The sequence below is a fragment of the Methanomassiliicoccaceae archaeon DOK genome (assembly GCA_009911715.1).
Taxonomy (GTDB): Archaea; Thermoplasmatota; Thermoplasmata; order Methanomassiliicoccales; family Methanomethylophilaceae; genus Methanoprimaticola.
The window spans coordinates 1,864,094-1,889,135 of the sequence record CP047880.1; the positions used below are offsets into that span (position 1 = coordinate 1,864,094).

Sequence of the window (25,042 nt, forward strand, 5' to 3'; positions counted from 1 at the left end):
TGGGGGGATTGTATCATTGTTCTTATAATGTTATGGATGCGCCCCTTAGCCCAGGATTCTGACAATCTTACGGAAGGGGCCAGGCAAACAAGTCAATACTACTTCCCTCTCATCCGAATTTAGAGCCAGCCTGTACACAAGCACTACGTGAATCGCCAACAGGATGACCCCAAGAGTACACATATACAACCAGGTCACGTGGACATTGATTATGAAATCGATTGCCGTATACAATACCACCAGAAACGCATAGGATACGAAACCATACAGCAGAGATTTGTGAAGATCGAACGTTCCCATCCCCGCTATCCTGGATATGTACCAGGGGTTGACAATACAGTTCTTTATGAACATTGTCATAGACCATGTGAAACACACCCCGATTATCCCATAGGATGTAAACTCCAGAACCGCTACTGCAACGATAACATTTAGAAGCCCGAACAGGAAGGTTATAATTCCAGGAATTTTAATCTTCAAATGGACCATCGTCAGCGGATATGCAGGCGATATCGCCCCGATCCCTATCATGACGAACATGGTTGCCCAGACCGCGTCTGACAGGAATGCATACTCCCCTCCGACCCATAGAGTGAGCACAGGGGCTGCGAAGACACAGAGAAACGCAATGGGCATGGACATCACGAGTCCCACGATTTTCACAGCCATACGGCAGACCCGGTTCATCACATCGATACGCCTCTCAGAAAACAGTTGATACAGAATCGGTGCGAAGATGGATGCCAATGTGTCGACTAGTGCCGATACAGCACTGATAAGCGTCACGACGATTCCAAAGTATCCCCCTGCCTCCGCACCGAGAATTATGTTGACTATCAGAAGAGAGGCCTGTATAAAGAGCAAATTACCCAGAGAGTTCACAAGGCCCCAGCCGCCTACTGTAGCAATCTCCCGGAAACGAACCCTATCAAAAAGACCCCGTCTGATACGTATGTCGGGGCTGACATGACAAACCATTAGATACCCAAAAATTGCAAATACAATAGCAGCAAGCAGATATGCCAGCCCAACATATTCAACAGATTTCGAAACGAATGTGAAGAATATCAGAATGAGAACGACTTGAAGCGCCACCTGGACGATCTTGACAATATTCATCAGATCGATGCGATTCATGGCGTACATAACAGTGATGAAGTTGTTCCCCCAGACACTAACAAGAACGGCTGCGAGAATAAACACGAACAGCATCTGGACAGAGAAGACCGAATTCGTGGAAATGTCAAAAATAGAGGGCGCCATCACAGATATCGCAAGTATGACTGGTATCGCACAGATTACGATGGCTGTGAATCCGAATACTGCAGTGTTAAACGTACGCTGGGCCGCCGTTTTATCCGTATGAATGTCTATCGAGAAATATCTCGATGTGCTGCTGGACATAGAGTCTGAAATCAGCGTGATGTAACTCGTTATTGAGGTCGCCACAGGTATGATCGCATAAGCCGTCACACCCAGTTCACTGAGATAATAGGGTACGAGAACCAGACCCATCACGAAGTTAATCAACATGAAAGCTACGTTGGACACGATGTTTGGGAGAACGTGCCTCGCCACCTCCCCGTCACTGGTTGTTTCCACATTGTTCATGAGTAATCCTTCTCCGGAACCTTGTCCGGGACGTGATAGGTGTGACCATATGTTCCCAGCAGAGACCCATACATCACGAACACCACTGCCTTCTGATCGTCATAAATGTTGAAGGCAATCGTCTGATCGCCAGCATCCTTGATCGAGTTTTCAAGAACGACGACCTCTGAATCGTAGCAGAGACCTGAGAAGAAGGTCTTGAGGATGTTGGAATGCGCAGTCTGGATATCGCTGGGTGGGAAATAGCCCCCAAAGATACAGATCTGCCCATCCCCAGCATAATATTTGGATATCGAAATGCTGTTGTAACCATCCTTCTCGTTTCCTATGAAAAGTGAATCTGGAACTGCACTACTGACCCCAAAATTACAGCTGTCGTAGAATATGTTCAAAGCCTCTCCCACAGCCCTATCTTCTGACGGATTTCCAGCCAGATCCCTATAATGGTCTGTGCGAATCGCACCCGAAATACCGAATAACCTGTATCCCGGGTCAGACTCCACCATTTCAGGATAAGCCATGACGGACCTCTGGTGCCCTACATACATCCCCATCGGCTCTCCAGACCAGTATACAAAACCTCCTGCAGCCAGCCATGCCTCAAACAATGACTCGTCTGCCCCGTATACAGTATCTGGAAGCACCCCTGTGAGCATCAACAACGCAGTTTCAGATGCGGTTTCGTTATACAGACTGCCGCCCATCATTTCCCTTAGACCTTCAGCGTCAATAATCGTGTAATCGTCGAATCCGTATACTTCGAACTCCGCTTCCATCTTCTCTATCCAATAGTCTAGATATGAATCCTCGATGAAAGAAGCATAGTCAAAATCACGGTAAATGTAGAGGTGCCTTGGTTCGGCGTTTGCATCCGTGAGTGTCACGAGAACTGTGTATTCTGTAGAATAGTTGGTGCTAATAGTCAGCGTGTATGTATCCCCGTCTTTTTCCAAAGTGGATTCAGAGGAATACGGATCTGATGCGTAGACCAAAACTTCGCCGATTAACAATACGGCCACCATGATGACGGCAATTGCAAAACACTCACGATGACGCACGGCCATCCTCCCCCCACTTTATGAACATGTACCCGAGGTACAGCATTACTCCCGCTATTACAACCTGGACTATTCTTCTGGAGTCATCGTAGAAGTTTCCACCGAATATATCAGTCGCAAGATTGAAGGAGAAGAGTTTGTCCAACACCCAGTCTATGGAAATCAGATCCGTGTATGCTGCCAGCGGTAGCAGGACTGACATGTTGTGCGTGAGCAGCATGTAAAACACGGAAAGCCCTGTAAACAGCAACATGATTCCCGCAACCTTTCTTGGTTCCCACTTCAAAACCATTAGCGCAATCATGAACACAATCAGCAGATAGTAACACTGCTGTGTTTCAGGCCACAGGAACACAATGATGAAGCTAATTGCTGCATATTTGATCAACCGATCCATGTCCTGCTCACCCTTGCGATAATACCTCACAGCCAACCACACCACCGCCCCGATGATCACTGGCTGTAACCACATAAACACCTGCGATTCGAAGTTTATGATTACGCTAATGATGTGATCCATACCGTTGTCGATCACGGTGCCCGCCGAATCCACCCTGCCGGTGAGGAACGTTAATGAATCCATAAATTCCCCGTTGACCAGAACCGGCATGAATATCACCAGAAACATCGACAGGAAACCGCCGGCAGTGAGCGCGAAGTAGTTCAACTTCTCCTTTACCCCCGGATGTGAGAGCAGGAAATACGCTAGGAACAGCGGGACCAGATAGAACGCAAAGGGCTTGACCATACCCGCCATCAGCATCATCGCACCACAGATGAAGGGTCTGTCCCATATCAGCATTAGAAATGCCAATGCCAAAAAGAGGACCTCAATTGTGTCGAAAATAAGGTACACTCCCGAACAGTAGATGACTAGTGGACAAAGGAACCAAATCCCGAACGCCACATTGGCACGGCGTTCACTGGAACCTAATTCAAGAACTATCCTGCGTATAACAAATGCAACTGCCAAATCAACCAGGAACAAAGTAGTTTTTATCAGCATACCGAAGGCAGGTTCGATCATGACAGATCCGTAGTAGCTCACACGGAAGCCGTCGAGAATTGTCAACTCGTCGAACTGGTTTGCAAACGAGGACCCGCCCAGCTGAGTATATATCATAGCAAGGAAGGATAATAAATAACCCCAGATCGGCGCATAGTAGTTGTCAGGCCTCTCATAGAGATCCTCTCCTGCAACTATGGTCTCAGCAATCTTCGCCCAATTCCCACAATCATAAGGAAATGTGAACAGGATTCCGACCACAAAACGGGCAATTAGCCCAAGAACTATCATCCAAAACAGAGGCGAATTCCTGAGTTTCATCAGGACGACGTATGCATCCATGATTACACCTCATTGTCCCAGAGCCCAGTCTTGCCATCCCAAATCCAATGGGTAAACGGATACAATATGGAATAATACAACATCCTTGACAAAGAGAACACCTTCATCTCTGTTGTCTTGGAATCGACCTCCTTCAGAAGCTCATGGGCGATTGAAGACCGGTACGCTTTCGAAAAATCGCGGTATTGGACAAACGCGATCTGTCTCATCACACGCTCAAGCAGACGGATGCGGAAACCATTCAAGGCCTCGGGACGCTTTTCTCCGACAAACTCCAGAGTGCGACGGGCTGTCTCCTCCATTGCTTCCGCTTCCTTGCTGCGGTTCCTAAATGAAAAAGAGCCTCCTATCTTGTAATAGACATAGAGTGGTCTGTTGTAGTATGCAACTTTCTCCGATAGTGCCAGTGTACGTATCGTCTGCTCTATGTCCTCGGCGGTGAGGTGGTCATAGAAAAACGCCTCGTCCCCCGAAAATATGGACGTTCTCTGTATGCGAGACCATGGGTAGACTGGGAATCTTGTAAAATCGGAAACCGCCTCTGCTCCTGTGAAAACCTTGATTCCGTAGTTCCGTTCCGGAACCTCTGGAACAATCCGCTTAGTTTCCTGCAGATGATTACAGAAGACCACGTCGGCACCAGTGTCTTCCATAATGCCAACCAGACTACTTAGAAAATCCGGAAGAGGGTGGTCGTCCACATCGAGAAACCACAGTATGTCTCCTTTGGCCTCTCTGATTCCGAGATTCCTTGCCCCACTAACTCTCTTCGAATCCGTCTGAATAACGGTCCTAACGGATTGTAGACTGCCAGAAAGACTATCGATCATATCCAGAGAGTTATCCGTTGTCTTTGAATCTACTACAAAAATAACCTCCATGTCCACATATTCCTGTTTCGAGAGACAGTCGATGCACTCGGGCAGAAATTTGGCCCCGTTGTATATGGGGACGACGACGGACACGGTCATTTCAACTGCCTCGATGGATATTCTATATATTAAGCAAATCGTAAAATACATCTCCGACGTGTTCTTCTGTATACAATGTCTGAGTATCTTCAGCAGACACAGCCCTCAGAGTGATTAGATGATCATATCCAAAACACCGCTCAGGATAAGTTTCTGCGGAGGAGGCAGCGACATCCCCTCGTTTTACAGAAAACACGGAGGATGTGTTCTTAGCACATCCATTGACAAATATATCTACATCTCATCAATCCACTCCTTTGACAGATGCCTGACCAAACTTAGGTATTCCTCTATGGAAGACGTTGAGAATCTGTCTGATATTAGACATCCTGTTTTCAGAGAGATGCTCTCAATGTACAACATGCCGGGTTTCGAGTTCACAAGCACATCCGACATCCCCGCAGGCACTGGATTGGGTTCATCCAGCACGTTCACTGTTGGCCTTTCGAACCTGCTACATGCTTGGAGGGGCGAACAACCGTCCAAAGAGCGTCTGGCAACCGATGCGTGCAAAATGGAAATAGAGATTCTGGGCGAGCCGATTGGGAAGCAGGATCAATACGCGGCGGCGTACGGCGGTCTGAATTTCATAGAGTTTAACGAGGACGATACCGTTGATGTTACGCCACTGTCTCTGGAAAAAGAGCAGAAGGCGCTGCTGAATAGACGCCTTATGATGCTCTATTTAGGAGGTACACGCAGTGCCTCGGAGATCCTTAAGAAACAAAGCTCCAACATCACGCAAGGACAGGCCGAGAACAACCAGTTACGCATGTGCGATATCGCTAGGAACCTGAGAACAGATTTGGAGGATGGAAGACTCGATGCCCTAGGAGAGGCCCTGGACAAAAGCTGGAGACTCAAACGCACACTGTCAGAGGGAATTACCAACCACGAGATCGACGCTGTGTACAAGACAGTAACCGAATTAGGAGCGATCGGCGGCAAGCTTCTTGGTGCAGGCGGAAGCGGATTCATGTTGTTCTATGCCGAAGAAGATGTTCAGAACAATATTCGCAAGCATGTACAGGATAGGATGTGGATGCCGTTCAAATTCGAAGAAAGTGGCTCATCTATAATATTCAATGACGAGGGAAGATGACGCGCGCCGTTATCACTGGCGGAGCAGGCTTCATAGCCAGCCACCTGGCTGATTCACTCATTTTCGAGATGAATACAGAAGTCGTCGCCATCGACCGCCTGCCATGGCGTTCCGCGACCAACATTCAACACTTGGCAAGAGAGCCCCGGTTCTCATACATAGAGTCGGACCTCTCCGCGGAAGTCCCACTCTCCGCATTCGAGGGCGCCGACATCGTTTACCATCTTGCCGCCAATTCAGACGTACGCAGAGGATGCTCGGAACCGTCAGTAGATGTCAGAGATACTTTCCTAACAACACGTTGCGTTTTGGAAGCCGTCAGATGCAAAGACATTGAACGCCTGTTTTTCTCATCTTCCTCTACAGTCTATGGGAATGTCAACGGCCTTTTGCAAGAGGACTGCCTTGCCTGCAGGCCAATCTCAAGCTATGGTGCAATGAAACTCGCATCAGAAGCCCTCACCTCATCGTATTCGAACCTATTCGGAATAGACGTCTTGGTCTTCAGACTCCCTAACGTTGTGGGATCCAGGATGACACATGGCGTCATACCAGATTTTATTTCAAAGCTGAAAAAGAACCCGAAAAAACTGGAAATTCTAGGGGACGGCAGACAACAGAAGCAGTATCTGCACGTTTCGGACCTTATTGCTGGTATACTGAGGTTTACCTCTCGCGAATATACAGGGTTGAACGTCTATAACATATCTGCGGACAGTTCCACCAATGTGGATGAAATAGCTCGGATGGTCTGCGAGGAAATGGGAGTGCCCGATGCTGAGCTGACACATACCGGAGGCAGATCGGGTTGGATAGGAGATGTCCCGAAGTTCGAGTTCGACACGTCGAAAGCGAGAGCGGCAGGATGGAGCTATACGCTCTCGTCCTCCGAGGCCGTCAGAACAGCGATAAGGGAGATCCTCTCAAACGCCTACGCTGTCGAAGAGAAGATCGTCTTCTGAAAACTTGCGTTCACGGGCCTTTCTGCCGAGTGTATAATATAGCGCCGGACTGACCCGGAATATCAAGACCTCTATGTTGAAATCAGGTTGCTTGTGAGACAGGAGTTCACGTATCTCATCACGCTTCGCCAGATCCATCGCCTTTTCCTTGGATGCACGAGTCAGGCTACGGATAACATGGCGCGCCATGTATGCGCAATATAGCCCGTAGCATTCTGGATGAGTTTTCTGCACTTCCTCCCCCAATGTGCCAGAGAGTACGACATCGCGTTCGGCTATCGAGTCATCGTTGGCACCGCCGCAAAGCGAACCTCCGTGCTGGTAGTATACATAAAGTGGCTTGTTGTAGTATGCGATTTTATCCGTGTGCAAAAAGGCGCGGACAGTTTGATCAAAATCCTCACAATAACCAGTTTTGAAATCAAGCCCGTTGTCCCTTAGATATGCCACCTCGTAGATTTTACACCATGGGCATGCGGATATGCGACCTTGTCCGACCTCATAGACGGCTTCCATCCCCGAGAAGACCTTCACATAATATTGTCCGTATTCCTTTTCCGGAAGCTCCCTGTTCTTAGAATATATGCTGTTAAAGACGGACACTTTGGCGCCAGTAGATTCCATGATTCCAATCATCTCCTCGAGAAGCGAGGGATATGGATGATCATCCACATCCAGGAACCATATGTAACGTCCGCGGGCCTCACTCAGACCTATATTACGTGCTCCACCCATGCGCCGATCGTCCTTCTGAATCACGGAACGAACAGAGCCCCATCCCTTAGCACAGGATTCAATCTCCTCTAGAGTACCGTCATTAGTCTTAGAATCAACGATAAACAACACTTCCATATCTTGGAGAGTCTGCCTCTTCAGAAACCTGATGCACCCCTCGATATACTCCGCACCATTATACACGGGAATAATAACCGAAACTTTTGGCAGCTGATCCCAACCTTGAGTTTAAAATATTGATTGGGGGCAAAGCCCCCGTTTTATTATAGTTTCACTGTTCAAACGCGGGTCCGCAGTCAGGGATGAATCCGTCCTCCATCATCTTGGCCGTGAGGTTCCTCGACCTGTTGATCATGAAGGTTGCCCTGTCGAACAGCTCCTGCCTGCTGAGCTTGAGCCTGGCGACACCCTGCTCCTGGGCCTTGAGGGCGACGGCGACGGCCTCCCTGGGGAAGACCTCTGTCTCGGACATGTTGGGGATGATGTAGTCCTCCGAGAGTCCCTTCTCCTCGGCGCACTTGGCGAGCTCGGTGGCCGCGGCGATGCACATCTCGTCCGTGATGGTCTTGGCCCTCACGTCGAGCACTCCCCTGAAGATGGCGGGGAATCCCATGGAGTTGTTGACCTGGTTGGGGAAGTCGGACCTTCCGGTCGCGAAGACCTTGCAGCCGTTCTCCTTCGCCTCCCAGGGCCAGATCTCGGGCACGGGGTTGGCGGTGGCGAAGATGACGGGGTCGTCCGCCATGAGCTTGACGTAGTCGGCGGGGATCGTCCCGGGGCCGGGCTTGGACGCGGCGATGACGATGTCGGCGCCCTCCATGGCCTCCTTGATGCCTCCGGACTTGCCTGCTCCGTTCGTCTTCTCGCAGATCTCCCACTTCTGCCTGAAGTCCTTCCTGACGTCCTCCCTGGAGAGGTTCAGGATTCCCTTGGAGTCGCACATGCACATGTTCTTGGGGCTGAATCCGGTCGCGAGGAGCAGCCTGGCTATGGCGATGGACGCTGCACCGGCTCCGATGACTGTGATGTTGGCCTCCTCGAGCTTCTTGCCCACGAGCTTCATGGCGTTGATGGCCCCGGCGACCTCGACGGTGGCGGTTCCCTGCTGGTCGTCGTGCCAGACGGGGATCTTGCAGTCCCTCCTAAGCTCGTCCAGGATGTCGAAGCACTTGGGGTTGGAGATGTCCTCGAGGTTGATTCCTCCGAAGGACGGCGCGATGAGCCTGACGGTCTCGATGATCTTGTCGGGGTCCTTGGTGTCGAGGCAGATCGGGACGCAGTCCACACCTCCGAGGTACTTGAACAGCATGGCCTTACCCTCCATGACGGGCATGGCGGCCTCGGGCCCGATGTCGCCGAGTCCCAGGACACGGGTACCGTCGGACACGACGGCGACGGTGTTCCACTTGCAGGTGTGCTCGTACACCATGTCGGGGTTGGCCGCGATGTCCTTGCAGGGCTCGGCCACTCCGGGGGAGTACCAGATGGCGAAGTCGTCGAAGGACCTGACGCAGGCCTTCGGGACGGTCTCGATCTTCCCGCCGTAGAACTTGTGCATGACCATTGCGTCCTTTCCGGGCTTCTTCGCGAGCTCGAGACGCTCCTCGACTGTCATTTCCTTCTCGTTTACCATAAATTTCACCTCAGTTTCTACGAAATTCGTAGAATTACTTCGAATTCTAAATCTCGTCATATGTCTTACATTATTTATAATGAGCGTACTGGGTGCAATTCGAATGGCGCCGGCATCGAGAAATCCACATCGTGGGCATCTTGGAGAATGCACCATGAAACAGATTGTCCAGACCCTCGGGGGCTTCCCTTTATACGATATCCACAATCAACAGGCATGGGCAGGGAGATTACCGTCCTCCTCGTGGACGGCTACATCGACGACCCGGCGGCACTCGGCGTACCGCCGTACATCTCACCTATCATCCGCGCCATCGCAGGCGCGGCTCTGGACGCCGGCGCCGACAGAGTGGAGTACGTCACGATAGACATGGTCCGCCGCGGAGCGAAGCTGCCTCAGGCTGACGTGAGCGTCATCATGTCCGGGAACACAGTCCCCGGGAAGTACCTGCGCTCCATGCCCATGTCCGTGAAGGAGCTGGAGGCGCTCTTCCCGAAGCTCTCCGGCTGGCGCCTCATCGGGGGGTCCGCCGCGGACACGGAAATCGCCGGGAGATTCGACTTCGTGATCAGGAAGGACCTGGCGGCATCCCTGTACGACGGGATGTGCGGGAAGGAGGTCGGCGAGAGGTACCGCACCCTGGACGAGTGGAACCGCTGGATGCTGCTGGGCGCGGACATCGTGAAGCAGCACCAGGACTTCCCCCAGCCGCTGATAGCCGAGGTTGAGTCCTACCGCGGGTGCCACAGATGGTCCACGGGAGGCTGCTCGTACTGCATAGAGCCGCTCAAGGGGAGGCCGCTGATGAGATCCCCCTCCGACATAATCGCCGAGGCCGAGAGACTCAGGAAGCTGGGGGTCAGGAACCTCAGGGTCGGCGGACAGACCTGCATAGTGTCATACGGCTCCGAGGACGACTCCCCAGTGCCGCGCCCCGACCCGGAGGCCGTGTCGGACCTGTTCGAAGGGCTTGACGCGCTTGAGTTCGACGTTCTGCATGTCGACAACGCCAACGCCGCCGTGATATCGACATACCCCGAGGAATCCGAGCGTGTCCTGGAGACGCTGGCACATCGCTGCACCGACGGCAACGTCCTGGCGCTGGGGATGGAGACCGCGGATCCGCGGGTCGTCATCGAGAACAACCTGAACAGCACGTCGGAGCAGGTGCTCGACGCCGTCAGGGCGATCAACAGGATCGGCGGCGGGAGAGGTCCGAACGGACTCCCCAGGCTGCTGCCGGGCATCAACATCGTGTGCGGACTGGACGGGGAGACCGCCGACACCTACAGGATGGACATGGACCTGCTCCGCGCGGTGCGCGACGAGGGGCTGATGGTCAGGCGCATCAACATACGGCAGGTGCTGCCCGTCAGGCGCGAGTTCGAGGTGCGCGTGGACCAGCGCAGGTTCAAAAGGTTCAAGGAGGAGGTCCGCTCGGACATCGACAGGGTCATGCTGGAGAGGGTCGCCCCGTACAGCACCGTCCTCAGGAACGTCTACATGGAGATCCACGACGGCAACACCACGTTCGGCAGGCAGATCGGCTCCTACCCCCTCCTGGTGGGGATCCCCTACAAGGTGGACCTGGACACGTTCCACGATGTCTTCATAACCGACTGGGGCTACCGCTCCATAACGGGCGTGACATATCCGTTCGACATCAACTCGCAGCCCATGACCGCCCTGGCATCGCTGCCGGGCATCGGGAAGAAGCGTGCGTCTCGGATCGTCATGGAGAGGCCCCTGTCTGGATTCGATGATCTTTTGAGAGTCGTCGAGGACCCGAACGTGGTGGACCGTCTGAAGGGCCTAGTCGTCTTCGGATCAGTGGAATGACTTCCTGATTTTCGATTATCTTATGGCAATTGCTATAACACAACATAGATGAAATCGATTGTTGTATAACATTTTATATCGAAGAAGACCGGAAAGGCCCCCGGAAAGCATACCAGGGTTAGTGAGCGACAGAGTTAACATGGACCACCGCATACGATGTCATGCCACGGTGATGATCGTTTTATCGTGCTGATCTCTGATGATAGACGGGCGAGCTGAGTGGCACACCCTCCAACAATCGTCGAACACCCTTCTGGAAACCCGTAAATAAAGTGTGGGAGTTCAGACATCCATGCCCGTTCTTCAGGTCGCACTCGACTTAATGCAGCTGAACAGGAGCATCGTCATCGCACACGAGGCTGTGGACGGCGGTGCCGATTGGATCGAGGCCGGCACCCCGCTGATCAAGAGCGAGGGGGCCGAGGCCGTCCGCGCGCTCAGACGCGAGTTCCCCAACAGGAAGATCATAGCCGACACCAAGACCATGGACGTCGGTTCGTTCGAGGTCGAGATCATGGCGAAGGCAGGCGCCGACATCGTCACCGTCCTCGGCCTGGCCGACGACGCGACCATCGAGGAGGCCGTCATGGCCGGGAGGAAGTACGGCGCGGAGATCATGGTGGACATGATCAACGTCCCAGACAGGGTCCAGCGCGCCAAGGAGGTCGAGAAGCTCGGAGCGGCGTACATCTGCATGCACATGGGCATCGACACACAGATGCGCGGAGAGGAGCCCCCCATAGACGTCCTCAGGAAGATCGTCGACGCCGTGTCGATACCGGTCGCCGTCGCAGGAGGCATCACCGCCGAGAACGCCGGGGAGTATGTCGAGGCCGGCGCGACAGACGTCATCGTCGGAGGAGCGATAATCAAGACCGAGGACATCAAGGGAGCCGCCGAGAATGTGAAGAAGGCCATGTCGGGGGCCAAGGTCGACACGAACCTCGCCAAGAAGTACTCGGAGGAGGACCTCTTCGAGGCGTTCTCCAGGGTCTCCACCTGCAACATTTCCGACGCCTTCCACAAGCAGGGAGTCATGTTCGGCATCCTCCCGCAGTCCCTCCAGCACAGGCAGAGGATGGTCGGCAGGGCGCTCACCGTGCAGACCACCAACGGCGACTGGGCCAAACCCGTGGAGGCCATCGACCGCGCAAAGGAGGGCGACATCCTGGTCGTCGACGTGGGCGGTGCCCCGGTCGCGGTCTGGGGCGAGCTCGCCACGTGCTCGGCGATGGTAATGGGCGTGAAGGGCATCGTCATAGACGGGGCCATCAGGGACATCGACGACATCCGCGAACTGAAGTTCCCCGCGTTCGCACGCACCGTCGCACCGTGTGCCGGCGAGCCGAAGGGCTACGGGGGCATAGGCATCGAGGTCACGGTCGGAGGACAGAGGGTCCGCACCGGGGACTGGATCGTCGGTGACGAGAGCGGCATCGTCGTCATCCCTAAGGAGGTGGCCGTCGAGGTTGCCAACCGCGCACTGGACGTCCACGAGAGGGAGAACAGGACCAGAGAGGAGATCAACAGGGGATCGACGCTCTCCAAGGTCAACGAGCTCGCCAAGTGGGAGCCCGTCAAGTGACATCGCCCTCACTCTCTGAGACATCCGATCGGAATCACATGGACGCCATCCGGCCTCGTGTATGCGTAACCAGCAGCAGTAACCACCGCGAGGAATGAGGGGGGCTTCATCTCGACGCTAACCTTGTCTCTCAGGGCGAGAAGGGTTCTCGCACCAGCATCTATCGCCTCCTGTGATCCCAGTTTGATTTCGATGGCTCCCCAGCGACCACCGAAGATGTGGACTACTGCGTCGGCCTCCAGACCGTCCTTATCCCGGTAGTGGTACACCTTCCCTCCGTTGGCTTGAGCATAGACACGCAAATCGCGTACGACCAGGGATTCGAACAGGAGGCCGAATGTGTTCAGATCATTGATCAAATCGTCCGCGTCGGCATCAAGGAAATAGGCAGCGATAGCGGGATCCGAGAGGTGACGCGTATCGCTGTTGCGGATGACGGTCTTCGAGCGGAGCTTCGGCAGCCATGCCGGCAGATCTTCCACGACATAGATCTCCTGTAGAGCTTTGAGATATCTGGAGAGCACTCTCCTGTCCATGATCTTCTGATTACCGTTGACATCCTCCAGCATCGTGGAAATGGAAACCTGGGACGCAGAATTGCGCGATAATGATCTGAGAACGCGCCTCATCTTCTCCATATCTCTCTCGGATACCTCCATGTTGCCTAGGTCTTCCTCGTCGGAGCATACGTCCGGCGACCCGATCGAGGGCATCGACACATTGGTTCTCAGAAGTGCTTCGCAGTACGCTCCAACTATCGTTCTGGCAGCCTTGTCCGAACGTCCGCATGATCTTGGCCAACCGCCTCTCACGACTATACTGGCAACATTACTGAGGTCGAGTTTGGACTCACCCCATATCTCCTGATTGTTGAACAGTTGTCTCAGGCTCACCTCCCCGGTAGAATCGCCTGATTCGTACAGACTCATCGTACGCATCACAATGGTCGAAAACCGTCCGGCGCCTATGTCGCGTATACCCTCCGTATTAGGTCTAACAGAACCTGTGAGGATGAACAACCCCGGCCCGTCACCGTGGTCCGCCTCGAACTTAACGGCATCCCAGATATTGGGGGCCATCTGCCACTCATCTATGAGACGGGGTTTCTCCCCCTCCAAAAGCTTGGCCGGCATTATCTTCGCCAGAGCAATGTTCTGAGCCGATCTCATGGAATCGTTCATGTAAACCGCACTTCTGCAGAACTGCTCTGCAGTTGTGGTTTTTCCGACCCACTTTGCACCCCTGATCTCGATGGCATCGATTGCTTCCAACTCCTCGGCAATCTGGGAATCGACTATCCTCGGCCTGTACGCACCACTGCCCATACACTTGCTATATGCTTATCGTTAGATAATGGTTGTGTACAAAATGGCGGTACTTTTCTGCACAAGATGGCGACGAAAAATTGTACAAGATGGCGATGGATTTCTGCACAAGATGGCGGAATTGGACACCGGTGGAAAACTCGGAAAAATCCCCTCCTGGCACATGCGGTGACAGAAGGGTAAGGAGGGGCCGTACGACCCCTGTTTGTGATCAGAAGTGGTGAACTCCGTTGAGCTCCTCGTCGAGCTTCTTGAGCCTCTCGATCCTGTCGGGGGTCGTGGGGTGTGTGCGGAAAATGTTGATCAGTCCGCGGGTCTGCCTCTGTCCGAACGGGTTGGTGATCCACATGTTCGCGGACGAGGGGCTGTCATAGTTGTTGGTCCTCGCGGAGCATCCGCTCTCCAGCTTGGTGAGCGCGCTTGCCAGTGCCATGGGCCTTCCCGTGAGCCTTCCTCCGGACTCGTCGGCCAGGTACTCGCGGTTCCTGGAGACTCCGAGCTGGATTAGTGCGGCTGCGATGGGCAGGGTGATGTCGGCCAGGATGGCCACCAGCAGGTTGCCTCCGTTGTTCTCGTCGTTGTTGAACATCGCGGCCCAGACGGCCATGTGCGTGACGTACGACACCAGCGATGCCATCGTCGAGGCCACGGACATCACGAGGATGTCCCTGTTCTTCACGTGGGACAGCTCGTGGGCCATGACGCCCTCGAGCTCATCGTCGTTGAGGAGGTTCAGGAGCTGCCTGGTGGCCACCACTGCGGCGTTCTTGGGGTTCCTCCCTGTGGCGAAGGCGTTGGGCATCGGCATCTCGGACACCCCGACCTCGGGCATGGGGAGCCCCGCGTTCATCGCAAGGTTCTCGACGATCCTGTAGAGCCTGGGCTCCTCGTCGTAGGTGACGATGCGGACCTTGTGCATCGCCAGGGCCATCCTCTTGGAGCCGAAGTATGAGAACAGGTTGAACGCGACGGAGATGACGAGCATCACCGCCAGTCCGTATGTCCAGTTCCCGAAGTAGCCGCCCACAAGTATTCCTATCACTACGAGCAGTGCGGTCATCGCCGCGAACATCGCGGCGGTTCTTATGCGCCAGTGCATTTGAATCACTCGAACTTGGACGATTGTGTATTTAATGGTATCATAGGGATGCTTCGACGCCCGTGGTTCATCCCTGGTAGACGGTGCCGACGTAGAACTCGTCCACGCCGTGCAGTCCGAGATGGGTCCTCAGGTTCATGATGCCGTCCCTGCCGACGCAGTGGTTCAGCCTGATTATGTTGCAGTTCCTCGACGAGAAGTCTGTGGCGTACAGCTCGGCGACCGGCTTCTTCCTCTTCTCAAGCAGGACGGCGCCTATGTACGCGTCGGGATACCTGTTGTACCTCTGGAAGACCAGGTCCATGGCCGGTGCGGGGCCGTCGATGCCGCGTCCGCTGATCACGTTGAGCCTCCTGCCCTCCACGACCAGGTACCTCTCGGCCCCGGACTCGGAGCTGTGGAACGGCGTCAGAGTGATGCCGGGGAAGACCTCCACCCAGCCGTCGTCGTTCCTTAGATTGACCTTCGCGCGGTTGTCGTCCGAGATCCCCACGCTGTTCGAGAACAGCCCCTTGGACCCTGCGTAAAGGCCCTCGGGGGCGTAGACGTCCACAGGGGACTCCCTCATGTCCAGGAGCCCGTCGAGGGCCCTGCAGTTGTCGGCGTACGCCTGGGATATCACCACGGCGTCGATGGACTCGGGGTCGATCTCCAGGTTCTCCAGGTTGTGCTTGAGGTACCTGTCCCTGAGGCCGGTGTCCATGAGCACCCTCTTCCCGTCACGCTCGACGAGCACCGAGAAACCCTTGGCGCCTATGAGCGGCGTGTCCTCCAGAGCTCCCTCGTCGTAAACACATGTGATGGTTGCGTCCATGATAATCATCTCTTGTAAAGCGAATCGGGGATGTCCCCGCATATCCTGTGGATGCTCTCCACCGGCACCTGGCCGTTCGCCAGCCATGCCCTGACCTTCTTCGGCACTGTGGTGACGGACATTATCGCGCCAGGCTTCTCCGGATCGTCGATGTAGTCTGTCTCCATCATGAACCTGTCCGTCCCCTTGGCCAGCGCCTCCCTCATGTTGGTCTTCGACGCCGGGATGGACGGCATGACGCCGTGCGTCTCCTCGTCGGTGACCCAGGGTGGGGAGGAGTGTTTGACCACGAGCCCGCGGTCGAGGCCTGCCATGTCTGCGATCTCGGCCAGGGAGCGGTCCGTGCCGGGCTCGGATTCGCAGTGGATGATGACCGGGCAGTCGTTCTCGCGGGCGATCTCCATCCCGCGGAGAAGGATCCTGTTCGACGCATCCCAGATCTCCTGGGGCACCGGGAAGTGCGGCCTGCCGATCTCGCCGATCGCCACGGCCCTCCCTTCGGCGACGTCCCTGCCCGCCGCCTCCATCCCCTCGACCATCATCTCCTCCGCCTTCTCGAGACCGTGGACCTCGGCGAGGTGGATCAGGAGCACCGGATAGGGGCCCACCGCGATGTTGATCTCCAGGTCCGTCGCCTCCCTGGCCCTGTCGGCGAGCCCGTAGGTGACCTCGTACGAGCGGGCGAAGTCGGCTCCGCATGTGATGGGGACCTCCCTGTGCGGGAGCGTCACGAGCGTCAGGCCCGTGCCTCCGGCAGCCTCGAACTCCCTCAGCGCGTCCACGTTGCGCCCCGAGGGGCTCATGTGCACATGGTTGTCGTAGACCGGTACCTGCTCTGCCATGCTTGAAAGATAACGGCTCTCCTATATTTCAGGCAAGGTCGCGGGCACGCACGTCCGGAAGCATCGACGGGACATCCGCCCCATTAAATATGAGCACGGCGACTTGAACCGCGATGGACTCCAACGCCCGCTTCCTCCTGAAGGCCTTCAGGAAATACTACCGCGTGAACACGCCGATACTGCCGGACAGGTTCACCCGCAGGGAGTTCGGGTTCATGTTCTTCGACAGGACCTACGTCCAGAGGCACATGTCATTCGGGAGCCCCCAGGAGCTGCACAGGTTCATGATGGGACAGGTCCCGTCCCACAGCTACTACTCCACGTCCTACTACCGCAAGCCGGACGCCCCGACGATGGACGAGAAGGAGTGGATGGGCGCGGAGCTGATCTTCGACCTGGACGCCGACCATCTCGAGGGTGCCGCGCAGATGACCTACGCCGAGATGCTCCTGCAGATCAGGTCCGAGATGATCAACCTCGTGGACTCCTTCCTGCTGGGGGACCTGGGGTTCTCGGAGGACCAGGTGCACATCACCTTCTCCGGCGGCAGGGGGTACCACGCCCACGTCAGGACACCGGACGTCATGGGGCTGGGGACCCACGAGAGGAGGGAGCTGGTGGACTACATCACCGGCACCGGACTGAACATAGACTGGGTCTTCCCCTACAACAGGGTCGCCACATCCAAGGTCGTGACCGGGACAGGCGTCAGGACGAACGTCGCCAAGGACCGTCTGATACCCCCTGCGGACGCAGGCGGATGGAAGCTCAGGATGAGGAACGGGCTGATGGACGTGGTGAACGACTTCTGCGACACCGACGTGAAGGCCATCAAGAGGGAGTACCCGAGCATCAAGGGCAGCGGCAACGCCACGGTGCTGAAGGCGCAGGAGGAGCTCAACAAGTCCAGGGGCGTCCTCTTCCAGAAGAACACCATGGCGATGCTCTCCAAATCCACCCAGGACATGCTCGTGAAGATCATGAAGGAGGACGTGGCGTACAGGCTGTCGGGTGAGGTCGACGAACCCGTAACGGCCGACATCAAGAGGCTCATCCGCCTGCCTGGCTCTGTGCACGGGAAGAGCGGCCTCAGGGTCACGCCCATCACGCGCTCGCAGCTCACGGACTTCGATCCCCTCCAGATGGCCGTGCCCGACGAGTACTCCGACGACCCCGTGAAGGTCACCATGCGCAGACCCGCGACCCTGGAGATGAAGGGCGAGAGCTTCACACTGGACGGCGAGACCGAGGTCCCCGAGTTCGCGGCGGTTTTCCTGATCGGCAGGAAGATGGCCGATTTCGGATACGCCTCCGAGGCCCAGAACCAGAAGAAGCTCTTCTGATTCCGGACATCTGGCACATTGGGATTCCCGTGTGTCGCTGACCCTGTGTGGAGTCCCTGTCGGCACGTCTCCCCTTATAACACGCGCGTCAGATTTCACATAAAGGTTTATTAATGGGATGGGAATCCCGCATCCAGGTAATTAAAATGAAAGCATTCCGTGTCACCGGCAACTACGCAGACCCCAGGCAGAGGCAGCCCTTCTCCATCGAGATGGCCGCCGAGGATGAAGCCGCAGTCAGGGAGAAGGCCCTGTCCACCATCGGCAGCAAGCACAAGCTGAAGAGGTGGCAGATCGACATCACGTCCGTCGAGGAGATCCCCGCGGACCAGGTCGTCAACCACGTCGTCAAGTACCAGATCGGTGAGTGAACGTGGACGACACCGAGCTCCGTCAGGCAATCGCCATGATGGAATCCTACAAGGAGAGGGTCGAGGCGCTCAGCCGCCAGGTCCAGGTCCTCCGTGTTTCCCTCGACGAGGTAACGATGGCCGCAGAGTCCCTGAAGGCCTTCAAGGACGCCAAGGAGGGCGACGAGATCCTCGTGCCCGCTGGAGCATCCACCTTCATACCCGTCAAGGTCACTGGAAACAGGAAGGTCATCGTCGGAATCGGCTCCAACATCTCCGTCGAGAAGGATGTCTCGGATTCCGTAGATTACATGGACGCAAACAGCACCGAGATCTCCGAGGCGCTGAAGAAGTCCGTGGAGGCCCTCAACGAGGCCCAGAACGCACTCACGAACATCACGACCGCGGTCCAGCAGGAATACAGCCAGAGGCAGCAGGCAGCTTCCATGCAGTGAAGGTGGCGACAATGTTCGAGTCCCTCAAGTCCAAGATGAAGAGCCTCTTCTCCAAGGCCGACAAGCACCTTGACGAGGAGAAGGTCTACAAACCGGAGGAGCCCGAACAGAAGCCCCCTACACCGGAGCCCGCACCCGAGGTCACGAGGACCGAGGAGACAACGTCCCCAGTGAAGGACATCCCTGCGGTAGAGGAACCTGTCAGGACTCCCGAACCGGAACCGACACCCGCCCCTGCTCCCGTGGAGGAGCCGAAGCTCTCCAGGAAGGAGATGCTGAAGCTCAAGAAGCAGGAGAAGAAGGAGGCCAAGAGGGCACCCGAGGCGCCCTCGTCCTCCGTGGTCTCGGACTCCGGGAAGAAGATCAAGGAGGACCCGCTCGACGAGATCCTCGACGAGCTGGAGATAATCCTGCTCGAGGCGGATGTCGCATACCCCGTCGTCGAGGAGATCAAGGCAGGGGTCCGCGAGAACCTGGTCGGCAGGAAATACGACCGCTCCTACACGCTGGAGCAGGTCGTGGAGATGTCCGTCAAGGACGCCGTGAGGGATGTCCTGAAGATCAACGAGTTCGACTTCGACGGTTGGCTCGCCGAGCAGGAGAGACCCACCGTCATCATGTTCGTCGGCATCAACGGGACCGGTAAGACCACCGCGATCGCGAAGATAGCCAAGCGTGTCCAGGACCAGGGCATGACCGTCGTCATGGCCGCTTGCGACACATTCAGGGCAGGGGCGATCGAGCAGCTCACCATTCATTCCGAGAAGCTCGGCTGCAAGATTGTCAAACAGGCCCACGACGCCGATCCCTCGGCGGTCGCATTCGACGCCATCGAGCATGCGAAGTCCAAGAAGAAGGACGTCGTCCTCATCGACACCGCCGGGAGGATGCAGACGAACAACAACCTCATCGAGGAGATGAAGAAGATAGTCCGCATCGCCAAGCCCGACCTGAAGGTGTTCGTGGGCGATTCGCTGGCCGGCAACGACGCGATAGAGCAGGCCAAGGTCTTCGACGCCGCCATCGGAGTGGATGCTGTGATCCTCACCAAGATCGACACGGACGCCAAAGGCGGCGCCGCGCTGTCCATCGCACACACTATCGGAAAACCCATAGCGTTCGTGTGCAACGGTCAGGAGTACGACGACATCATCAAGTTCAACACGGAATGGATGATCGACCGCATGTTCAACGACGACTGACCCGTCATAAACCGTTTACCGACTCCCTTTTTTCAGCCCTTCACGCACAGGTTGTAGTACAGCGTAGCGAACACCTTCGCATCGGTCATCAGGTTGGACATCTCCACATACTCGTTCGGTGCATGGAGGGTCCCTCCGCCGCACTGCCAGACGTAGGCGTCCAGACCCTTGAGCCTGAAGAAGTTGGCACATGTGCCGCCTCCGACACCCACCGCCCTCGGTACGTTCCCGGTGACTGTGCGAACGGCCTCCCTGAGGGCCGCCAATCCGGGAGAGTCCTCGGACGACGGCTTTCCGGAGACCTCCCTCTGCACTATGTCCACGGAGATTGCGGCACCTGTGCGGCTGGCATGCTCCGACGCCACATCCCTCATGAAGGAAAGCACCTCGTCGGTGTCGTAGGAGGGAAGGATGCGCATGTCCATGCAGAACTCGTCGTACCCCGGGATGGTGTTGAAGTTCTCGACCGTAGCAGGTCTCTTGGTGGGTTCGAACGTGGACACAGGGGGAAGGAACAGCTCATCCCTGTCTGAGTACCTCTCCGCCAGTCTGTCCATAAGGTCCGCCAGAAGGTACGTGGAGACACGATACGCGTTGATCCCCTGTTCCGGAGTGGAACCATGGGTGGTCTTGCCCTCCACGGAGACGCGTACCCACATCATGCTCTTCTCCGCGATCTCCACCATCGATCCGCCGGGAGACCCCCAGTCCGGGACCATTATGACGTCTTCATCCGAGAACAGACCCTGGTCGATCAGATACTGTACTCCCTTGGCGCTGCCGGTCTCCTCGTCGGCCACGAACATGACCCCCAGCGACATACCCTGCAGATCCTGGTCGATGACCGCCCTGGATGCGAACATCGCCGAGATGACGGACTGGCCGTTGTCCTCTGTGCCCCTTCCGTAGATCCTCCCGTCCCTGTAGACAGGCCCGAACGGGGGCGTGTCCCATTTCTCGGGATCTCCGGCAGGTACGACGTCCATATGCGCGATCACCCAAACGGTTCCGGCCTTCCTGCCACGCTTCGTGGCGACTATATTGCACCTCATCACCGACGGATCGGTGTCGTCGGGTGTGTCGAACCTCCGGACGGAGTCGAACCCCGTGAGCTTCCCCTGGAGATAGTCAGCCTTCCTGCCCTCACCGTCTCCGCCGTTGACCGGTGCCAGGGCGGGGATGGATATCATGCCGATCATGGTGTCCACCATGTCATCGTACGAGCTTTCGACCTTCTCAAGCGTCTCTTCCAGGGATCTCATGCCACGTGAATCCAACAGAACCTTGATACCCTTATCGATTGGATGGCGGAACATTAGCACAGCCATCATCATGGTGACGATGCCGACAAGAAAAGAACATGAAGAAAGATGACAGAAAAGTAAGTGGTTTGGAAATGGTTTGTTCTTTGACAATCACTCGTTGCGGATGATCATCGTGACCGCGTTTCCGCCACCGAGGCACAAGGTCGCCAGTCCGGTCTCCTTGTTCCTGTCCTTCATGGCGTAGAGCAGGGTCGTGAGGACACGGGCTCCGGAGCATCCGATGGGGTGTCCGAGCGCGACCGCACCTCCGTTGACGTTGAAGATCTCGTCGGGGACGTTGAGCTCCTTCTTGACCGCGCAGGATGCGCTGGCAAAGGCCTCGTTGTGCTCGAAGAGGTCTATGTCGTCGATGGTCATGCCGGCCTTCTTGAGGACGTGCTGTGTGGTGGGTATGGGCGCCTCCATGATGTACTCGGGCTTGACACCCCTCTCTCCGTAGGCGACGATGGACGCCATCGGCTTGATGCCGTGCTCCTCTGCCCACTTCCTGGATGCGATGACGAGGGACGATGCTCCGTCGCTGAGCTGGGAGGAGTTACCCGCCGTGACGATACCGTCCTTCTTGAATACGGGCTTGAGCTTCCCGAGGCTCTCCATGGTGGAGTCCTCCCTCACACCCTCGTCGGTGTCGAATATGATGTCACCCTTCTTGTTGGGGATCGTGACGGGAAGGATCTCGTTCTTGAACTTCCCGTTCTTGATGGCCGCTGCGGCCTTCTGATGGGATTCGACGGAGAGCTGGTCGGCGTCCTCCCTGGTGACGTTGAACCTCTCTGCGACGATCTCGCCGGTGAAACCCATGTGCTGGTTGTTGAAGATGTCCCAGAGTCCGTCATGGACCATGGAGTCCACCGCGGGCTGGTCGTTCATCCTGAATCCCCACCTTGCTCCGGGGAGCAGGTAGGGTGCCTGGGACATGCTCTCCATGCCTCCGACGGCGAGGACGTTGTACTCGCCCGCTTTGATGGCGTCGGAAGCGAGCATGGCCGATTTGAGTCCGGAGCCGCATACGGCGTTGACTGTGAATGAACCGATCTCCACCGGAAGCCCGGCTCCGATCGCCGCCTGCCTGGCGGGGTTCTGACCGAGTCCGGCTCCGATGACGTTGCCCATGATGCACTCCTCGATGTCAGTGGGCTGGAGTCCGGCCCTGCTGACCGCCTCCTTGACGACCATCGCACCGAGGTCCGTGGCCTTGAATCCGGAGATGGCCTTTCCGTATTTTCCTATGGGTGTCCTTACTGCGCTGAGAATTACTGCCTCATCCATGGGAATCTCCCTTCTGTCTGCGGGATTAGACGGTTTATATAAAAGAGTGTCGATTATAAGCTACGACCATTGACGAACTCAACCGGCTGGACCAGACCCATCCTCTTCAGAGGTTTGGAGAGATGCCTCCGGGCCGCGGTCGGCGGCTCGTACCATCCGGGAACGACCTGCCTTCTGACATCCTCCATCACCGGCGAGTAGGATTTGGTCTTGCACTTCTTGCACTTGAACTTCTTGCCGCTGCCCGTGGACTTCATTGTACGGGAACATATGGGGCATATGGGATTGGAGACCTTCCTGAGCTCTCTCGCCGTCGAGATGACATGCACCTTCTCCAGGTTCAGGGTACGGGGTTCGTCCCTCAGCTCCCCGACGACCTCGATTACATCCCCCGGAGACAGCCAGTCCACCATGAAGCGGAACTCCTTGGAGGGCTCGTACGCCGCACATGTCACGGTTCCGAATCTGGTGTCGAGATCGAAGAAAACATGTCCGCCCTCGATGTGCCTCGTCCTGGAGGACACCGTACCTGTCAGGATGTACGACTGGTTGGGGATCAGGACCTTCGGGTTGTGGATGATGTGGTCGTCGGTGCCCTGGTTCGTCAGGAAGACCACCCATCTGTCGAGCGGCTCGGTCCTGATGATCTTGGATGCCTCGATCAGATCCTCCTCGCTGTCACCGCGGAGACCGTACATCACAGGACACGGGGTGGATGGGACCATGGCGACCTTGCCGGTCCTGTCCTCCCAGCTGTTGAAGGTGGATGGATATCCGTGCTCGACCTCCATTATCGTCTCGGGGACGTACACCCTCTCGGTGCCCCATCTGGACTCGGGACGGTAGGAGAGGAGCTCGAAGGTGCTGTCCCTCGGCCTCCATGCCATGCCGCATGTGCATCCGACGAGTCCGCGACCTTTGCGGATCGTGTATGTGAGACCGCCGATCCTCGATATCTCCGCATCCACCTCGCCACGGTCCATGATCGTGCGGACACCCCTCCAGTAGAATGACTGGGAGGGCTTCACGCGTGAGATGAGGAGACCCGGATCCGAGTCCTCCTCGTTGTGCGCCTCGATGTGGGGGATGATCCTCCTTCTCATCTCTTCGGGATCCGGCTCGAAGGAGGTGCAGCTGTCATAGCAGTAGATGTCCCTGCCGCCGATGACGCCGATGAACCTCTTCGGTCCGGAACCTCTTCCGAACCTGAGCACCAACGCGCCGTTCCCTCTGGTCTTCCAGGGGGTGGCGGGATTCAGTCGAACGAGACGCGGATTCCCGATTAGGTCCAGGTCCGGGAACTCCCGGATGATCTCGGTTGCCAGGAACGTTGTGCAGTTCCCTTTCATCGAATCCGTGTCGTCTACTGCTACGAACATAAAAAACGAAAGTTGACTTCATTTACACATTAAAAATACTATCTTTTCACCTTCGTGAATCCGATGAACATTTCCTATATCTTCAACGGTTTTCATACATCGAGATTATATAGATACGACACGAAGAATATATTCCCGTCATCAGACATCTCACCGGAAACAGCGTAGAAACCGAGTTCGACGGGTCTTTCGTAAGAGAAGCACCTTATGTCCTCCTGATCCGGAGTATGGATATGGAATACGAATCCGTTGGTGCTCTCGCTTACATCGCTTACTATCCCTCTATAGTCATATGAAACGCTGTCAGGATCCGACAGGAGCACGAAGGAACCGATTATGAGTACCACGGACAGTCCCAAGACCGTGTATCTGCTGATTCCGACCATACCGGCCGCTGTCTTCGACTCATTATATTAAGAATAGGGGTGGAATTTTATTGACAAGCCCCCCACCCCTCCATTTCCACTGGAAACGGGAAAAGGGTATGCAGCCTGTTTTCACATGCTGCCGATAAGGGCCAGAAGTCCCATGAATGCGAGAATTCCGAGGACGCAGGCTCCGATGACCAACCAACCTTTCATTGAAGTACACTCCTGTGGTTGGATTCGGTAACTCTTTTTTGATATAAAAGGCTCCGATAAGAGCCGAACTCCTGAACGAATCCAGAAAGCGAAAAAAAAACTCCAACATGTTTTCCGATGGAGCACAAACAAAGATGATGGATATAGAAGATAAAAAATACGGAATCGGACTTAAGCCGTTCCTCCTGAACGAAAGATCTTCATGATCCGTAGA

22 protein-coding genes are annotated in these 25,042 nt (G+C 55.8%); 8 read left to right on the forward strand and 14 right to left on the reverse strand.

Annotation, left to right across the window (positions count from 1 at the left end):
- Positions 1-45 precede the first annotated feature (45 nt).
- From JS82_09460 to JS82_09475, 4 genes are read right to left on the reverse strand one after another with little or no spacing between them, the layout of a single operon-like run.
- Positions 46-1,611, reverse strand: a complete 1,566-nt coding sequence (locus JS82_09460; protein QHK18309.1) for an oligosaccharide flippase family protein — start codon at positions 1,609-1,611, stop codon at positions 46-48.
- Positions 1,608-2,633, reverse strand: coding sequence for a hypothetical protein (locus JS82_09465; GenBank protein QHK18310.1), 1,026 nt, complete (start codon positions 2,631-2,633; stop codon positions 1,608-1,610). The genes JS82_09460 and JS82_09465 overlap by 4 nt, the downstream gene beginning before the upstream one ends.
- A gap of 22 nt (positions 2,634-2,655) precedes the next feature.
- On the reverse strand, positions 2,656-4,017 hold the full coding sequence (locus JS82_09470) for a hypothetical protein (protein QHK18311.1): 1,362 nt from the start codon (positions 4,015-4,017) through the stop codon (positions 2,656-2,658).
- A 2-nt stretch (positions 4,018-4,019) separates the two neighbouring features.
- Positions 4,020-4,988 (reverse strand): glycosyltransferase, encoded by a 969-nt coding sequence (locus JS82_09475; protein QHK18312.1) that lies wholly within the window; start codon positions 4,986-4,988, stop codon positions 4,020-4,022.
- A 118-nt stretch (positions 4,989-5,106) separates the two neighbouring features.
- Between JS82_09475 and JS82_09480 the strand changes: the two genes are divergently transcribed.
- Together JS82_09480 and JS82_09485 are read left to right on the forward strand one after the other, a co-directional pair.
- On the forward strand, positions 5,107-6,090 hold the full coding sequence (locus tag JS82_09480) for a GHMP kinase (protein ID QHK18313.1): 984 nt from the start codon (positions 5,107-5,109) through the stop codon (positions 6,088-6,090).
- Entirely contained in the window at positions 6,087-7,052 is a 966-nt protein-coding gene (locus JS82_09485; protein ID QHK18314.1) for an NAD-dependent epimerase/dehydratase family protein, read from the forward strand. Before JS82_09480 ends, JS82_09485 begins: the two co-directional genes overlap by 4 nt.
- On the opposite strand, the gene JS82_09490 is transcribed toward JS82_09485, so the two are convergent.
- Together JS82_09490 and JS82_09495 are read right to left on the reverse strand one after the other, a co-directional pair.
- On the reverse strand, positions 7,014-7,970 hold the full coding sequence (locus JS82_09490; protein QHK18315.1) for a glycosyltransferase: 957 nt from the start codon (positions 7,968-7,970) through the stop codon (positions 7,014-7,016). The two genes, JS82_09485 and JS82_09490, sit on opposite strands and share 39 nt — an antisense overlap.
- 88 nt (positions 7,971-8,058) lie before the next feature.
- Complete coding sequence (locus JS82_09495; protein ID QHK18316.1) at positions 8,059-9,420, reverse strand: malate dehydrogenase; 1,362 nt, start codon at positions 9,418-9,420, stop codon at positions 8,059-8,061.
- 216 nt (positions 9,421-9,636) lie between these two features.
- Between JS82_09495 and JS82_09500 the strand changes: the two genes are divergently transcribed.
- Entirely contained in the window at positions 9,637-11,259 is a 1,623-nt protein-coding gene (locus JS82_09500) for a radical SAM protein (GenBank protein ID QHK18317.1), read from the forward strand.
- 292 nt (positions 11,260-11,551) lie between these two features.
- Positions 11,552-12,844, forward strand: a complete 1,293-nt coding sequence (locus JS82_09505) for a bifunctional hexulose-6-phosphate synthase/ribonuclease regulator (GenBank protein QHK18318.1) — start codon at positions 11,552-11,554, stop codon at positions 12,842-12,844.
- An 8-nt stretch (positions 12,845-12,852) separates the two neighbouring features.
- On the opposite strand, the gene JS82_09510 is transcribed toward JS82_09505, so the two are convergent.
- The 4 genes from JS82_09510 to JS82_09525 all read right to left on the reverse strand — a co-directional run bounded on the left by JS82_09510 (position 12,853) and on the right by JS82_09525 (position 16,924).
- Positions 12,853-14,169: a DUF4143 domain-containing protein gene (locus JS82_09510; protein ID QHK18319.1), complete on the reverse strand. Its 1,317-nt coding sequence runs from the start codon at positions 14,167-14,169 to the stop codon at positions 12,853-12,855.
- A 211-nt stretch (positions 14,170-14,380) separates the two neighbouring features.
- The gene (locus tag JS82_09515) at positions 14,381-15,241 is read right to left on the reverse strand and encodes a M48 family metalloprotease (GenBank protein QHK18450.1); all 861 of its coding nucleotides are present in this window, start codon (positions 15,239-15,241) and stop codon (positions 14,381-14,383) included.
- Positions 15,242-15,335: 94 nt separating this feature from the next.
- Positions 15,336-16,082 (reverse strand): MBL fold metallo-hydrolase, encoded by a 747-nt coding sequence (locus tag JS82_09520; GenBank protein QHK18320.1) that lies wholly within the window; start codon positions 16,080-16,082, stop codon positions 15,336-15,338.
- Positions 16,083-16,087: 5 nt separating this feature from the next.
- The gene (locus JS82_09525; GenBank protein ID QHK18321.1) at positions 16,088-16,924 is read right to left on the reverse strand and encodes a metal-dependent hydrolase; all 837 of its coding nucleotides are present in this window, start codon (positions 16,922-16,924) and stop codon (positions 16,088-16,090) included.
- Between the two features lie 113 nt (positions 16,925-17,037).
- On the opposite strand from JS82_09525, the gene priS reads away from it, so the two are divergent.
- The 4 genes from priS (at position 17,038) to ftsY (ending at position 20,274) form a co-directional block, all read left to right on the forward strand.
- Entirely contained in the window at positions 17,038-18,267 is a 1,230-nt protein-coding gene (gene priS / locus JS82_09530; GenBank protein QHK18322.1) for a DNA primase catalytic subunit PriS, read from the forward strand.
- 146 nt (positions 18,268-18,413) lie between these two features.
- Complete coding sequence (locus JS82_09535; GenBank protein ID QHK18323.1) at positions 18,414-18,638, forward strand: 50S ribosomal protein L18a; 225 nt, start codon at positions 18,414-18,416, stop codon at positions 18,636-18,638.
- Positions 18,639-18,640: 2 nt separating this feature from the next.
- Positions 18,641-19,072: a prefoldin subunit alpha gene (gene pfdA, locus JS82_09540; GenBank protein QHK18324.1), complete on the forward strand. Its 432-nt coding sequence runs from the start codon at positions 18,641-18,643 to the stop codon at positions 19,070-19,072.
- An 11-nt stretch (positions 19,073-19,083) separates the two neighbouring features.
- Positions 19,084-20,274, forward strand: a complete 1,191-nt coding sequence (gene ftsY, locus JS82_09545) for a signal recognition particle-docking protein FtsY (protein QHK18325.1) — start codon at positions 19,084-19,086, stop codon at positions 20,272-20,274.
- Between the two features lie 32 nt (positions 20,275-20,306).
- Here the strand turns inward: ftsY and JS82_09550 are convergent, their stop codons facing one another.
- The 4 genes from JS82_09550 to JS82_09565 all read right to left on the reverse strand — a co-directional run bounded on the left by JS82_09550 (position 20,307) and on the right by JS82_09565 (position 24,633).
- Positions 20,307-21,536, reverse strand: coding sequence for a M20 family metallo-hydrolase (locus tag JS82_09550; protein QHK18326.1), 1,230 nt, complete (start codon positions 21,534-21,536; stop codon positions 20,307-20,309).
- 153 nt (positions 21,537-21,689) lie between these two features.
- Positions 21,690-22,868 (reverse strand): acetyl-CoA C-acyltransferase, encoded by a 1,179-nt coding sequence (locus tag JS82_09555; GenBank protein ID QHK18327.1) that lies wholly within the window; start codon positions 22,866-22,868, stop codon positions 21,690-21,692.
- A gap of 53 nt (positions 22,869-22,921) precedes the next feature.
- Positions 22,922-24,247, reverse strand: coding sequence for a DUF1743 domain-containing protein (locus tag JS82_09560; GenBank protein ID QHK18328.1), 1,326 nt, complete (start codon positions 24,245-24,247; stop codon positions 22,922-22,924).
- A 92-nt stretch (positions 24,248-24,339) separates the two neighbouring features.
- Positions 24,340-24,633 carry a hypothetical protein gene (locus tag JS82_09565; GenBank protein ID QHK18329.1) on the reverse strand — a complete coding sequence of 98 codons (294 nt, stop codon included), beginning with the start codon at positions 24,631-24,633 and terminating at the stop codon, positions 24,340-24,342.
- Positions 24,634-25,042: the final 409 nt, after the last annotated feature.

Excerpts from the sequence above, each read along its gene's own strand:
- JS82_09460 (QHK18309.1), bottom strand. The coding sequence starts at position 1,611 with ATGAACAATGTGGAAACAACCAGTGACGGGGAGGTGGCGAGGCACGTT.
- JS82_09510 (QHK18319.1), bottom strand. The coding sequence starts at position 14,169 with ATGGGCAGTGGTGCGTACAGGCCGAGGATAGTCGATTCCCAGATTGCC.
- JS82_09465 (QHK18310.1), bottom strand. The coding sequence starts at position 2,633 with ATGGTGGCCGTATTGTTAATCGGCGAAGTTTTGGTCTACGCATCAGAT.
- JS82_09515 (QHK18450.1), bottom strand. The coding sequence starts at position 15,241 with ATGTTCGCGGCGATGACCGCACTGCTCGTAGTGATAGGAATACTTGTG.
- JS82_09495 (QHK18316.1), bottom strand. The coding sequence starts at position 9,420 with ATGGTAAACGAGAAGGAAATGACAGTCGAGGAGCGTCTCGAGCTCGCG.
- JS82_09550 (QHK18326.1), bottom strand. The coding sequence starts at position 21,536 with ATGAGATCCCTGGAAGAGACGCTTGAGAAGGTCGAAAGCTCGTACGAT.
- ftsY (QHK18325.1), top strand. The coding sequence starts at position 19,084 with ATGTTCGAGTCCCTCAAGTCCAAGATGAAGAGCCTCTTCTCCAAGGCC.
- priS (QHK18322.1), top strand. The coding sequence starts at position 17,038 with ATGGACTCCAACGCCCGCTTCCTCCTGAAGGCCTTCAGGAAATACTAC.
- JS82_09520 (QHK18320.1), bottom strand. The coding sequence starts at position 16,082 with ATGGACGCAACCATCACATGTGTTTACGACGAGGGAGCTCTGGAGGAC.
- JS82_09555 (QHK18327.1), bottom strand. The coding sequence starts at position 22,868 with ATGGATGAGGCAGTAATTCTCAGCGCAGTAAGGACACCCATAGGAAAA.
- JS82_09480 (QHK18313.1), top strand. The coding sequence starts at position 5,107 with ATGATCATATCCAAAACACCGCTCAGGATAAGTTTCTGCGGAGGAGGC.
- JS82_09470 (QHK18311.1), bottom strand. The coding sequence starts at position 4,017 with ATGGATGCATACGTCGTCCTGATGAAACTCAGGAATTCGCCTCTGTTT.
- JS82_09535 (QHK18323.1), top strand. The coding sequence starts at position 18,414 with ATGAAAGCATTCCGTGTCACCGGCAACTACGCAGACCCCAGGCAGAGG.
- JS82_09475 (QHK18312.1), bottom strand. The coding sequence starts at position 4,988 with ATGACCGTGTCCGTCGTCGTCCCCATATACAACGGGGCCAAATTTCTG.
- JS82_09565 (QHK18329.1), bottom strand. The coding sequence starts at position 24,633 with ATGGTCGGAATCAGCAGATACACGGTCTTGGGACTGTCCGTGGTACTC.
- JS82_09500 (QHK18317.1), top strand. The coding sequence starts at position 9,637 with ATGGGCAGGGAGATTACCGTCCTCCTCGTGGACGGCTACATCGACGAC.
- JS82_09525 (QHK18321.1), bottom strand. The coding sequence starts at position 16,924 with ATGGCAGAGCAGGTACCGGTCTACGACAACCATGTGCACATGAGCCCC.
- JS82_09485 (QHK18314.1), top strand. The coding sequence starts at position 6,087 with ATGACGCGCGCCGTTATCACTGGCGGAGCAGGCTTCATAGCCAGCCAC.
- JS82_09560 (QHK18328.1), bottom strand. The coding sequence starts at position 24,247 with ATGTTCGTAGCAGTAGACGACACGGATTCGATGAAAGGGAACTGCACA.
- JS82_09505 (QHK18318.1), top strand. The coding sequence starts at position 11,552 with ATGCCCGTTCTTCAGGTCGCACTCGACTTAATGCAGCTGAACAGGAGC.